A 12,577-nucleotide genomic window follows, 5' to 3' on the forward strand; every position below is an offset into this window, starting at 1 on the left:
CTAAGCATGAAGCCCCCCTCGAGATGAGATTTCCCATTACGCAAGTAAGTAAGTTCCCTCAAAGAAGATGAGGTTGATAGGTCTGGGGTGGAAGCACGGCGACGTGTGGAGCTGACGGATACTAATCGAACGAGGACTTAACCTAATTTAAAAAGGGCAGGTTGGCCCTGATTTGTGAAACACAATGTCTATTTTATTCAGTTTTGAGTGAACAAACTCAAAATAGTCTGGCGACGAAGGCGAAGAGGTCACACCCGTTCCCATCCCGAACACGGAAGTTAAGCTCTTCAGCGCCGATGGTAGTTGGGGGTTTCCCCCTGCAAGAGTAGGACGTCGCCGGGCACACGGTCATTACCAATAGGTAATGGCTTTTTTTGTGTTTAATTTTAGGGGTGCAATTATCTTGCAAAGGGAGACATCCCCTAAGCGGCTTCAAAGAACTTCCTTTTTACTCGACTTTAGGATTCTGTTTTTATCATAAAAATAGCTCTGAAATTTTCTTATCTTTTCTCTTATGGTTATCCCGTTGACTTGTTCCGAATAGGGTATATTGAAGTAAAGAGGTGAATGGATGAGGATTCTTCGAAATGTTGTAACCCGTTTTTTCAAAGAACGCTTTTTTGATCATGCTGCACAGACGGCATACTACCTTCTGTTGTCTATGTTTCCATTTCTTATTTTTGTCTTTTCCTTGCTTAGTTTGTTTCCGGTGAATGAAGAAATGCTTCTGTCGTTTCTCAGACCTTTCACGCCAGACGAGGCATTCGTGTTAATAGAGAGGAATATCTGGATGGTACTGAATAAGAGCCAGGGAAACGTGCTATATGCGAGCCTTGCCGGGGCATTTTGGCTTTCTTCGATGGCGGTCCAGTCACTGGCCCGTTCACTAGATCTGGCAAATGGATATGAGCGACGTTATGCATTTTGGAGAGTACTATTACGTGACTTTAGGGTTACACTATTCTTTATGCTCGTCATACCTCTGTCATTGTTCCTGCCAATCATTGAGAAGGCATTGTATAGAGTTGTGACTTATTATGATACGATTGAACAGTGGCAAGGATGGCTGTATGTTTGGCCGAATGTTAAATGGGGTTTGGGAACATTGTTTTTGTTTCTATTTTTCCTTTTATTTTATAAAGTCATACCAACGGGGAAAATGAGGTTGAAGGAAGCCCTTCCTGGTGCAATTTTCTCTGCACTTGGCTGGCAATTGTTTTCGCTTGTATTTGGGAATTATGTGTCGAATGTTGATTATACAAGGTTCTATGGGCAGTTATCAGGGATTATTTTACTTGTTCTTTGGTTTTATTTGTCTGCAGTTATTATTTTGTTTTCGGGTTTATTGAATGCGGAATGCCGGAAGTGGGCTAGTAGAGGGAGGAGCATTAGAAAGTGATGAAGATACTTGTTGTGGATGATGATCCGAATATTTTAGAGTTGGTGAGTATCCAGTTGACGCAGGCGGGGTATAGGGTACTTAAGGCATCGGACGGTTTTGAGGCACTGGAGCTGTTAGAGACAGAATTGCCGGATTTGGCCGTGGTAGATGTGATGATGCCGAGGTTTGATGGTTATAAGTTGACGAGGAAGTTGAGGGCTGAGGCAAATATTCCGGTTTTGTTGCTGACGGCTAAAGGGGAATTGGAGGATAAGGAGAAGGGATTCCTTGCGGGGTCTGATGATTATGTTGTGAAACCGTTTGAACCAAAGGAGTTATTGTTTCGAATCAATGCCATTTTGCGTAGATATGATAAGGCGGTTGATGTATTCATCGAGGCAGGTCCAATGAAAATCAATCGGCAGAGTTATGAAGTGTCCGTTGGCAAGAAGGTATTACTTCTCCCTTTAAAGGAATTTGAATTGCTGTCGGTGTTGGCATCGAGACTGAATCATGTGTTTGCACGTGAACTTCTGCTTGAGCGAGTGTGGGGTTATGATTATGAGGGTGATGAGCAGACGTTGAATGTCCACATTAAAAGACTACGTGATAAGTTAGGGAAGCTGACTGAAGATGTAAGGATTTCAACGGTGCGAGGAGTTGGGTATAAGCTAGAGGTGTCCTTGTGAGATCGCTCTATGGCAAGTTCATTGCGATGACGGCTGCGATTATGGTAGTCAGTGGACTTATCGCATTTCTCGCGGTCAATACATATTATCATCAGTATTTGAAGGGGCAGAACGATGAGAAAAACATGACCATGGCGAAAAGTGTTGCGTCTTTTATTCAAGCAAATGAGGGGGTGGATCTTGAAGAGTATTTAACGACGCAGTCTGCAGTGGGCTATAAGTTATATGTTGTGAATGAACAACAGGAAAAGACCTTGTACGGGGACAAGTTCCGTGTTGAAAACTTATCGGAGAGAGCCGTCAATCAGGTGTTGAATGGGGACGTTTATCACGGGATGAGGGATCTTCCAAGTGAAACGTTTGTGACGGGATTTTTCTCGGATGAGTCGGCCAATACGGTAGGGGTACCGTTTGACTATAAGGGGGAAACCTACGCACTTTTCCTGAGGCCAGATATTAAGATGCTGTTCACGGAAGTCCATTATATCCTTGGGGGCATGGTACTCGTGATGGCGGTCATTAGTTTGTTGTCCATGTTAATGGTAGCGAAAAAACTGATTGACCCGATTACAGCATTGACCGTCGCGACGAAAAAGGTTGGGGAAGAACAGTTTACCGGAACACTTGCCATTAATCGCAAGGATGAAATCGGGCAGCTGGCAAAAAGTTTTCAGCATATGACGGAGAAGCTAGGTGAAAATGATCGGATTCGAAAAGAATTCATTAGCGATGTGTCTCATGATTTTCAGTCGCCGTTGCTTAATATAAAGGGATATGCACAGCTCTTATTAGATGATGAATTGCCGCAGGAGTCACGGAAAAGCTATGCGAGTGTTATTCAATCTGAAACAGAACGTTTGTCTTCGTTGACAAAGCAGTTATTGCTATTGACTTCGTTGGATCAGCTATCATCGCCGCTTGAAAGGAAACCATTCGATCTGGATGAACAGCTGAAAGAGACGGTTCGCAAGTATAGGTGGCTATTGGAAGAGAAGGAAATGTCATTGGCGATGGACATCGATGAAGTACGCTATACTGGAGATCCAGCATTCCTTGAAAAAGTGTGGGAGAACCTTGTATTGAATGCGTTGAAGTATACGGAAATGGGCGGTTCCATTGATATCCTATTAACAGCGCAGGAGAACGATGTTACCGTGATGGTTCGTGATACTGGCATTGGTATCGATGAAAAAGACCTGGTGCGTATATTCGACCGTTTTTATCGGGCGGATGATTCGAGAACGCAGCAAACAGGGGGAACGGGACTTGGATTATCGATCGTTCAGCAAGTTGTGAAACTGCATGGCGGAACCATTGATGTTGTGAGTCATAAAGGGGAAGGTACGACGTTTACAGTGCAATTGCCGAAGTTGTAACGTCCTGTTCATCTTCCGTTCATCTTGGCTGTTTAAGATAAGGGTATAATATGAACTATACAGGAGGAATATAATATGCAAGAAAAGTGGAGCTTACGATTAATTCGTGTTGCAGCAATCTTTGGTTTGATCGGAACGGTATTGGGATCACATATGGCGGGGGCAGGATCATACGCATTCCGCCCGATTCACGCACATATTTTATTGGTAGGCTGGTTGTCGCTATTTGCTTGGGGCGTCTTTTACAAAATTTACAAAGTTCGTGCGAAAAAGTTGGTTACGCTTCACGGTTGGACGGGAATTATCGGGGCAATCGGTTTGACGACAGGTATGTGGCTACAATTTATGAAGCCCTTTAATGTCAATGAAACATTGGCACTCATCTTCTACATCGTTGGTGGGACGATTTTACTTGTCAGTTTTGCGTTGTTCACCCTTATTACGTTTATGACAGAGAAAAAAGGTTCATAATGATGCCCTCCCACTATAAAATGGGAGGGTATTTTTTATGTCCAGACTCCAGCATGCTTGCGCTTTTATTACGTCCATAAAACACCTAGCAGACAGCTTGCAGTGAGGATGGTCATAAATAAAGCCACCAGCACCCAATCATGTAGGCGCACAGGTACAGGTTTGAAAAATGCGGTGCGTGGTTGACCCGTAAATCCGCGAGCTTCCATCGCAAAAGCGGAACGTTCCGCCTTTCGTACGGCGGCTGCAAGAAGTGGAATCAGCATACGCCTCATCCCCAAAAGTCGTTGCCACCACCACTTTTCCATGCCAACCCCACGAAGCCTATGCGCATGGCGGATTTGGATAAATTCCTCCTTGATAACAGGTAGAAACTGATAGCCGACCAAAATACTATAAGCAAGTTTGGGCGATAGTCGAAACTGTTGCATTAAGCTCATGATGAATGTTACTGGCTGCGTTGTCAAAACGAAAAGGAGGGAAATCGCAGAGAATGCGATGACTCGAAGCGCCAGTGATAGCGCACGCGACAGCTGTTCATCGGTCACTTCAATGCTGTTCCATGTCCAAATGATTGTACCTCCCGTATCGGCGGCAAATAAAACCGTCGTCCACAAATAACCGATAGCTGTGATTGAAAAAGGAATCATCAGCAATAGCCATAGTTTCCACTTCACAGAGCTCAGTACTACTTGCACAGTGAGGATACCTATAAAAAATAAGAAAGGTGTCCAAGGATTGAAGAACCAAGCAAGTGTCAGCATGGAAATGACAACAATGAGAAATTTTAAGGCAGGATTCATCGTATGAAGTTGGTTACGTAGTTGCATACACAACACCTCCCACAGGTGGCAATAAGGAGTGTTCCTGCAACAACGTTTCGTTTCTCCAAACATCCGCTGCATTGTAGCGTCCTGTCAATCGACCTTCTTTCAATAAAAACACCGTATCCGCAACGGCTGCTGCGAATTCCATATCATGCGTCACGATTAACAGCGCAAGTCCTTCTTGAGCCTGCTTATGCACAAGGTGATGGAGTTCCTGCAAGGCAGCTTCGTCCTGTCCGCTCGTCGGCTCATCTAATAGGAGAACGGGTCGTCTTTCTGCAAGCATCGCCGCAATGGCTGTTCTACGCTTTTGCCCATGGCTAATCGCAAAGGGGTGAGACTGTCGAATAGTCTCTAACTGCAAACGCCGCATAATATCCTCAACTAGTTCAGGTGCTACACCTTTGGAAAAAACAATCTCGTCCTCTACCCGCTGTGTGACAAACAAGTGCTCAGGTGATTGGGGGACATAGCCCGGAAGGATAGCTTCGCCTATGATATGTCCTTTCGTCATCGGTAAAATACCACAAATAGTTTTCAACAGCGTCGATTTTCCACTGCCATTATGACCGGCAAGTACGGCAATTTCCCCACTTTTCAGCTGGACGGACACATCTTCTAACAACGTTTTACCTTTTACTACGACAGACACGCCTTGCATGTCAAAGACCGTAGCAGAAGCCATCGACGACCTTCTTTTTGGGAATAAAATCGGAGCCGCCACAGCGCAATCTGCTTGTTCAACAAACCCGCCAGTCACGACCTGCAATCCCCAGTCAAAAAAGTCCTGCCAAACATCAAGACGATGTTCAACTACAATGACCGTCCAACCATACGTGCTTTGTAAGGCATCTAACCAGCCCACAAATTCTTTTGCCGTTAATGGATCCAGATGTGACAAAGGCTCATCCAATAGTAGGGCTTCTGGTTTCATAAGGATGGCACAAGCGGTTGCGACTCGTTGTTTCATCCCACCAGACAATGTTTGAATGACTGTATGTCTCAAGTATGTTAACTGCGTGACTTCTAACGCTTCCGTTATTCGCTGCTCCATCTCTGCGCGTGGCACATTCAAGTTTTCCAGGGTAAAAGCCATTTCCTCTTCTACAGTCGGCATACAAAACTGCGAATCGGGATCTTGGAACACAGTGGCAACACGGGCATTGACCTCACCAGGAGCATAGTCGTCATGGTCTTTATCCCATAACGTGATGGTCCCTGTTAGGATGCCGTCACAGCTTGCGGGATACAGGCGGTTCATCAAATAAAGCAATGTACTTTTGCCGCTACCGCTCGCACCTGTAATGACGACACGTTCCCCTTGCCGGATGGTCAATGAAACATTGTGTAACACAGGCTCCTCATTCTCGGGAAAGCGAAAGGTGACGTTGGCGAATGCCATGACAACCGGGGATTCAACTGCCGGTGCTTGTTTGGCCCATTCAACGCCCATGTTGAACCGTTACTTTCTGCTCGCGCTTCGGTTTATCCCTAGAAATGGCATAGCCACGCAGTGCTCCCATCGCAAGAAGACCATCAGATACCCACTTTCCACCAAGCCCCGCAATAAGCGCTCCACTTATGACACGTAGTCCAAACATTAAAGCTAAATAAGTAGGAGAGAGCGCCGCATAACCTGAAACCAAAAAGCCAAATGCAAAGCTGAACACTGCTGAACCGACACCTGCAAGAATAAGCACCCATGTATTGAACCGTTTATAACCTGTCGCAGCGAATGCAGCTTCTGCTCCTAATCCTTGGATAAGACCACTCAAAATAAGTCGGGGGCCAACCGCATTGCCAATCATTACTTCAATGGCGGCAGCTACGGTTTCAGATAAGACGGCCGCACCTGGTTTGCGAATGATGTACATACAGATAATTGACACGATAAACCAAATGCCGAAGATCCATTCATAAGCAATAGGGCCGATAAAACCCGCCCAAATATTGCCGACATGAACGAATAGTAAATAGACGACAGCAAACACAACAGCCAACACCGACATCAGCACAACTTCTTTCAGCTTCCAAGACTTCAACATATCAGGCATCCCCTTTATGCGAAGGACTATTGATGCTCATATTGACCGTCATGACGAGATGCCGATGTTCTGTAGTACGTGCTTTGGAAAATGCCTCTTCCAAGAATGCAAAAACTTCATGAATATCCCCGTGTAAGCCGCTAGCATAATGCATACTCGTATTAAAAACACCCTGTTCCTTAGCGCGCTCTACTTCCTTGTAAATGACCGACATATAATCTGGATTGTTCATGGGATACAAAGCAAACTGTGAGGATACATATTGCCGTAAATCTTTCACCAGTGGTTCATTTAACCGAATATCCTCTTTTTCTAAATAAACATCCCCCGCAGAATCGCCAGGGCACCCAACTGAAAAAGTCCCGTTAAAGGCGACATGTGCCCCCGTTTTTGCAGCATGTAGCACAATGGCTTTGGCCGTATCGAAAATATGAATCTCTTTGCCGCGCATCACCGTACTGACGTCATCGGTATGCATCCATACATTGGATGTATCTGCCTCTGATAATGCCCCTTTAATGATGGCTACAAAATTGTCCGCCATTGGATGAAGCGAGAAGCGTAATCCAATAATCGGGCTCGTTCCACAAGAAAATGCTGTTTCCATAACCGTTTCCCCCTATTTTTCTCCACAAAAAAAGCCACATCCGTGAAGATGCAGCCCTCTTGCGCATAGGGAACCTACGGCAAAAGTAACCGCACTTCCCCACGCCAGTATTACCTGGTTCGAGTTATAAGGGATCGAAGCAAAAGCTCTCATCTCAGCCGAAAATAGGCACCCCTAGTGCAGACAACGTATGTGATTTTGAATGTAAAGTACATATTCTGCCGAATTGTCTCCAGCGCATTCAGTGTAAAGGAAGGATTGAATTTTGTAAACTATTAACTTTAAATAGATTTTTTATAGGGGGTCAATCCGTCGATCGTATACTTCCCGTACTCAACTTGCAAAGTCCCGTTCTTCGGTACAAATGCAAGGGAGGGATTTAATGATTGGATCGTTTCAATCACTTTGTTTTGATCGATACTTGTATCTAGTTCATGTTCATGATTGGCAAATCCGAAAAAGAAAGGAGTTGACTCGAATAGTCTGTTGGCTAAGGATACTATATAATCGGTCATTTCCTCGTTGTGATGCCTGTCCGTATCCTGGCCCAATATCATTAACGGGATATCAACCTGTAGTCCAAAATAGCCTTTTCCGAACGCCCAACTGACTAGTATGGATGGTTCTCCTAAGTCTGATTTCAGTTTGATTAGTGGATACTGTTTGTCATGAAAATCATGCATATTTTTATCAATGAGTATCGTTTCATCCAACTGCCCGTCATAGTAAGAACATGTCTGAACTTCACCGATATAACGAATTAAATAATCAACCGTTTCTTAACTATTATTTACGTTATCAAATAGGAAATTGACAATAATGTTTCCACCTACACTCATAATCATTCCCTTTCCAGCTTTAGTAGCTGCTCTTTCATTTCTAAACCACCCCTATAACCCGTCAACTTCCCACTTTTTGCGATGACACGATGACAAGGAACCGTGATTAAGACTGGATTGGCGCCAATCGCAGTCCCGACGGCACGGACCGCGTTTGGTTTTTGAATTTGTTCGGCAATCTCCGTATAGGAAACTGTCTGGCCGTAGGGGATATTTTGCAACGTTTTCCAGACGGCTTGTTGAAATACTGTCCCATGGAGATCCATTGGTAATGTGAACTCTTTACGTCTGCCTTCCAAGTAATCAATTAATTCTATTGCATAAGGTTTTAATCTATTCTCATCTTCCGACAGTACATAAGTAGGGAGCCGTTTTTTCACCCATATGGCAAGCTCTTCGAAGGTAGCGCGTTGTGTACCAACATAACAAAGTCCTTTTGGTGTTGCTGCAATATATATGGTCCATGATTCGTGTGTAAGTAGCATCCAATACACGAAATCCTCACTATTTTTTATCATTTGTTTGTACCTCCATTTGATACTGTTTAGGTGTTTGCCCCGTTCGATTTTTGAATAAAGTGATGAAATAAGGCGTATTAGGAAGACCAACAGTGAAACCAACTTCCGCAATAGATTTACGATTTGTAGAGAGTTCTTTCATCGCATGTGTAATGCGTACTCTTTGGATATATTCGGCGGGTGTTATCCCGGAAACTCTCTTAAAGGTTCTTTGTAAATGATAGGGACTTCCATGACACATGTCTGCTAATATTTCCAACGACAATGGCTCGTGATAATGTGCATGTATAAATTCTTTGATTTGTTCTGTCCATTCCTCATCTGGCAAATCTAGCCCGCCAGGCTTACAACGTTTACAAGGACGAAAACCTTCGGATATGGCCTCATCCACATCGTTGAAAATACGGACGTTCTCTTTTTTAGGATCCCTCGATTTACAAGAGGGGCGGCAACAGATACCCGTTGATGTTACTGCGTAAATAAAAATAGCATCATATGACTGGTCATTTTGCGTAATTGCTTGCCATCGTTCATCAGTCAATTGCAAGACGTCTTCAGTGTTACTCATGGAATCACCTCATTTTTTTGCTAATAAGTATTTATTGGGATGTAAGAGCAAGATAACGAAATTTTTGATTGGGGTAGTATGATAAAACTATGGATAGGGTGAATAAAAGAATCCTACTATCAATTCTCGACTACCCCAGTACGTACCTTTGCTGGGGAGTAGATAGAAAAAAATATAAGTGGGAAACAACAAGAAGGAGCGTTGAGGGAATGGTTGTTCATCAAAATAAAGATTTAGTAGTAAAGGTCCCAAAAGAATTCAGTTTTAAAGAAAATCTAGGCTATATGCAACGATCTTCAAATGAGTGTATGTTTGAAATCCGGGATGACAAAATAATTAAGGCGATTACTCTTGCGGATGAAATGCTATTGCTTGAAGTGAGCGAAGGTGTGAACGGTTGTCTTGTCCTTCGTTTTTTAGGCAATTTTCATCCAACGAACGAAAAAGTACGTGATCAAGTTGTTCACTATGTACGAGAGTGGTTTGACTTAGAAAATGATTTAAAGCCTTTTTATGCAATGGCGGAAAAGGATTTGTTGCTTCAAAAAGCAATTGATGAATTTTATGGGCTACGCAATATTGGGATTCCAGATTTATTTGAAGCATTGGTTTGGGGGATTCTTGGACAGCAGATCAATTTGACGTATGCGTATACCTTAAAAAGACGTCTGGTTGAAACGTTCGGAAGCTCAATTGAATGGGAAGGCCGTCTTTATTGGATTTTCCCTGAAGCGAAAGTCATTGCCAATTTGACTGTAGAGGATTTGGCGCCTCTAAAAATGACGGTGAAAAAGTGTGAATACCTAATCGGGGTTGCCGGGCTGATTGTCGAAGGAAGTCTTTCAAAATCACTTGTAAGAGGAACTGGCGATTTTAAAGAAGCAGAAAAAATGCTTGTCAGCATCCGTGGTATTGGTCCGTGGACTGCTAACTATGTCTTAATGCGTTGCTTACGATTTCCGAATGCGTTCCCAATAGCTGATGTCGGGCTACATAATGCGATTAAACATGTAACAGGTGTAGAAGAGAAGCCGACGAAAGAAGAAATATTGAAACTAGCTGCTCCATGGAAGGGCTGGGAATCCTATGCGACTTTCTATTTGTGGCGATTTTTGTATTGAACGAAAAAACGTCTTTCCCTCTACTATGGGGGAAAGACGCTACGATTGTATGGACAATTATTCTTCTTTTGTTAGATCATCTGCTTCAATTTCACTCGGCTTCGCACGGTAAACCATAAACGCAAAAATAACGGCTACGATAGACATGGCAAAAGCGATGAAATAGACAAGTTCAACACCGGCTACCATGGCTTCACTGATTGTAGCTGGATCATTCGGCGTATCGGACTGTTGTAAAAACTTCAGTTGCCTAGAGTTCATAATACTGATAAACACAGACACACCGATTGCACCTGCAACAGGTTGTAGTGTCGACATAACGGCAGTTCCATGTGGATAGAGTCGCTTAGGCAACTGATTCAAGCCATTCGTCTCGGCGGGCATCATAATTGCGGAAACAGCTAACATTAATAAAATATAACCAAGGATGACAACCCATAAAGCAGTATCCGTTGTCAGTCTGCTCATCATAAACATGGTTCCACTTAACACAATGGATGCTGGAATCATCAGGACTCTAGGACCAAACTTGTCAAAGAGATGTCCCATAAATGGTGACATAATCCCGTTTAAAATACTCCCTGGTAAGAGGACAAGACCCGCTGTAGCTGCACTTAAAGCTAAAGGACCTTGCATATAAATCGGTAAAATAATCTCTGAAGCGAACATCGCCATAATAATAATTAAAAACATCAAAACGGCATGTGTAAACATGGGGTATTTAAACACCCGTAAATCCATAACAGGTTCTTCAAGCTTTAATTGTCTAAAGACGAATAACACAATACCAATAACCCCAGCAATAATCGCAATCAAAACAGTTCGATCCAAAAATCCATCTGGGCTTGATCCTACAGAACTAAATCCATACACAATGGACCCGAAACCGATTGTAGAGAAAATAATGGAGAGTACGTCAATCTTCGGCTTCGTTACTTCTGATACATTAATCAAGTATTTAGCTGCGAATAAAATGGAGAAAATAGCAAACGGAATGACTAGGATAAACAAATAACGCCATCCTAAGTATTCAACAATCACGCCAGAGAGCGTTGGACCAATCGCGGGCGCAAACATAATGACAAGACCTACTATGCCCATTATTTTTCCTCGTTTTTCTGGTGGATAAATGAGTAAAAACACATTAAAGATAATAGGCATTAAAAGCCCTGTTCCAACTGCCTGAACTAATCGACCGACTAACAACATCGCGAATGTTGGTGCACTCGCACTGATAATGGTCCCAATGGTGAAAACAATCATCGTACTTAAAAATAATTGTCGGGTCGTATACCATTGGAGTAACAAGGCGGATATAGGAATGACAATGGCCATCACAAGCATGAAGCCGGTCGCCATCCACTGTACAGTCGTCAATGAAATGGAGAACTCATCCATTAACGTAACGAGTGCAATATTTAACAGCGTTTCGTTTAATATCGCGAAAAAAGCCCCAATGATAAGCGAGAGCATGATCGGCAGAACCTTGGCGTTCGGGTTCTCCGACAAATACTCGTACTTCTTTGGTTGCTGAGTATCGTTCATATACAAAAAAACTCCTTCTGTCTATAGTATTTTCTAATCATACACTAAAATGTTAAGAAACAAAAAAGAGAGGATGGTCCCTCTCCGTTTAATTTTGATTAATTTTTCTTGAATTACTTAGGAGCTAATTCTTTCGTCATTAAAACATGAGGAATACCATCTTCCATGAATATGCTGGATGAAGTTTGATAGCCAAGTTTTTTATAAAAACCTTCTGCCTGTGTTTGTCCGTGTAATTTTACTCGGGATAGTCCCTTTTCCTCTGCAATTTCTTCTAAGGCTCTTAGTATTACTTTTCCGAGCCCAAATTTCCGGTAAGGTTCCAAGATACAAATTCTCTCCAATTTACCGAAGCCATCAACCCATCTTACCCGTCCAGTTCCGACAGGTTGTTCATTATAGTAAACTAAAATGTGTTCAGCAAGCTCATTAAGTGTGTCGAATTCATCAAACTCATCTTCTAAAGGAACGTTTTGTTCTTTGACGAAGACTTCTTTTCTGATATGAAAGGCTACTTTTAAGTTTTCTTCCAGTGTTATTCTTTTAGAATCCAATGTGCTTCTGTCCTTTTCTAGCTTTATTTTGTCGGG

14 protein-coding genes, 2 rRNA genes and 1 riboswitch are annotated in these 12,577 nt (G+C 43.0%); of the genes, 7 read left to right on the top strand and 9 right to left on the bottom strand.

The window, feature by feature from the left end; all coding sequences use genetic code 11:
* The 6 genes from ACIQ0H_RS05935 to ACIQ0H_RS05960 all read left to right on the top strand — a co-directional run.
* A 23S ribosomal RNA gene (locus ACIQ0H_RS05935) occupies nucleotides 1-145 on the top strand; the annotation flags it as partial.
* Between the two features lie 81 nt (nucleotides 146-226).
* Nucleotides 227-342: ribosomal RNA gene (rrf, locus tag ACIQ0H_RS05940) — 5S ribosomal RNA — on the top strand.
* A 229-nt stretch (nucleotides 343-571) separates the two neighbouring features.
* Nucleotides 572-1,399 (top strand): YihY/virulence factor BrkB family protein, encoded by an 828-nt coding sequence (locus ACIQ0H_RS05945; protein ID WP_403412426.1) that lies wholly within the window; start codon nucleotides 572-574, stop codon nucleotides 1,397-1,399.
* Nucleotides 1,399-2,070 carry a response regulator gene (locus ACIQ0H_RS05950; protein WP_403413416.1) on the top strand — a complete coding sequence of 224 codons (672 nt, stop codon included), beginning with the start codon at nucleotides 1,399-1,401 and terminating at the stop codon, nucleotides 2,068-2,070. The genes ACIQ0H_RS05945 and ACIQ0H_RS05950 overlap by 1 nt, the downstream gene beginning before the upstream one ends.
* Nucleotides 2,067-3,446 (top strand): HAMP domain-containing sensor histidine kinase, encoded by a 1,380-nt coding sequence (locus ACIQ0H_RS05955; protein ID WP_403412428.1) that lies wholly within the window; start codon nucleotides 2,067-2,069, stop codon nucleotides 3,444-3,446. Before ACIQ0H_RS05950 ends, ACIQ0H_RS05955 begins: the two co-directional genes overlap by 4 nt.
* 75 nt (nucleotides 3,447-3,521) lie before the next feature.
* Nucleotides 3,522-3,917 (top strand): hypothetical protein, encoded by a 396-nt coding sequence (locus ACIQ0H_RS05960; protein ID WP_403412430.1) that lies wholly within the window; start codon nucleotides 3,522-3,524, stop codon nucleotides 3,915-3,917.
* A 68-nt stretch (nucleotides 3,918-3,985) separates the two neighbouring features.
* On the opposite strand, the gene ACIQ0H_RS05965 is transcribed toward ACIQ0H_RS05960, so the two are convergent.
* The 7 genes from ACIQ0H_RS05965 to ACIQ0H_RS05995 form a co-directional block, all read right to left on the bottom strand.
* On the bottom strand, nucleotides 3,986-4,747 hold the full coding sequence (locus ACIQ0H_RS05965) for an energy-coupling factor transporter transmembrane component T family protein (RefSeq protein WP_403412432.1): 762 nt from the start codon (nucleotides 4,745-4,747) through the stop codon (nucleotides 3,986-3,988).
* Nucleotides 4,734-6,197, bottom strand: coding sequence for an ABC transporter ATP-binding protein (locus tag ACIQ0H_RS05970; RefSeq protein ID WP_403412433.1), 1,464 nt, complete (start codon nucleotides 6,195-6,197; stop codon nucleotides 4,734-4,736). Before ACIQ0H_RS05970 ends, ACIQ0H_RS05965 begins: the two co-directional genes overlap by 14 nt.
* Nucleotides 6,187-6,789: an ECF transporter S component gene (locus ACIQ0H_RS05975; protein ID WP_403412435.1), complete on the bottom strand. Its 603-nt coding sequence runs from the start codon at nucleotides 6,787-6,789 to the stop codon at nucleotides 6,187-6,189. The genes ACIQ0H_RS05970 and ACIQ0H_RS05975 overlap by 11 nt, the downstream gene beginning before the upstream one ends.
* 1 nt (nucleotide 6,790) lies before the next feature.
* Entirely contained in the window at nucleotides 6,791-7,396 is a 606-nt protein-coding gene (locus ACIQ0H_RS05980) for a YkoF family thiamine/hydroxymethylpyrimidine-binding protein (RefSeq protein WP_403412436.1), read from the bottom strand.
* Nucleotides 7,397-7,475: 79 nt separating this feature from the next.
* Nucleotides 7,476-7,582, bottom strand: a riboswitch (TPP riboswitch).
* 95 nt (nucleotides 7,583-7,677) lie between these two features.
* Nucleotides 7,678-8,109 carry a hypothetical protein gene (locus ACIQ0H_RS05985; RefSeq protein ID WP_403412438.1) on the bottom strand — a complete coding sequence of 144 codons (432 nt, stop codon included), beginning with the start codon at nucleotides 8,107-8,109 and terminating at the stop codon, nucleotides 7,678-7,680.
* Nucleotides 8,110-8,237: 128 nt separating this feature from the next.
* The gene (locus tag ACIQ0H_RS05990; protein WP_403412440.1) at nucleotides 8,238-8,753 is read right to left on the bottom strand and encodes a methylated-DNA--[protein]-cysteine S-methyltransferase; all 516 of its coding nucleotides are present in this window, start codon (nucleotides 8,751-8,753) and stop codon (nucleotides 8,238-8,240) included.
* Nucleotides 8,740-9,321 (bottom strand): bifunctional transcriptional activator/DNA repair enzyme AdaA, encoded by a 582-nt coding sequence (locus tag ACIQ0H_RS05995; protein WP_403412441.1) that lies wholly within the window; start codon nucleotides 9,319-9,321, stop codon nucleotides 8,740-8,742. Before ACIQ0H_RS05995 ends, ACIQ0H_RS05990 begins: the two co-directional genes overlap by 14 nt.
* Before the next feature lie 209 nt (nucleotides 9,322-9,530).
* Here ACIQ0H_RS05995 and ACIQ0H_RS06000 point away from each other — a divergent pair, with 209 nt between their 5' ends.
* Nucleotides 9,531-10,442, top strand: a complete 912-nt coding sequence (locus ACIQ0H_RS06000; protein WP_403412443.1) for a DNA-3-methyladenine glycosylase family protein — start codon at nucleotides 9,531-9,533, stop codon at nucleotides 10,440-10,442.
* 57 nt (nucleotides 10,443-10,499) lie between these two features.
* Here the strand turns inward: ACIQ0H_RS06000 and ACIQ0H_RS06005 are convergent, their stop codons facing one another.
* Together ACIQ0H_RS06005 and ACIQ0H_RS06010 are read right to left on the bottom strand one after the other, a co-directional pair.
* Nucleotides 10,500-11,987: an MDR family MFS transporter gene (locus ACIQ0H_RS06005; RefSeq protein WP_403412445.1), complete on the bottom strand. Its 1,488-nt coding sequence runs from the start codon at nucleotides 11,985-11,987 to the stop codon at nucleotides 10,500-10,502.
* Between the two features lie 113 nt (nucleotides 11,988-12,100).
* A complete protein-coding gene (locus ACIQ0H_RS06010) occupies nucleotides 12,101-12,541 on the bottom strand; it encodes a GNAT family N-acetyltransferase (RefSeq protein ID WP_403412447.1) in 441 nt (146 codons plus the stop codon).
* Nucleotides 12,542-12,577 lie beyond the last annotated feature (36 nt).

The sequence above is a fragment of the Sporosarcina sp. NPDC096371 genome, assembly GCF_044762865.1.
Classification (GTDB): Bacteria; Bacillota; Bacilli; order Bacillales_A; family Planococcaceae; genus Sporosarcina.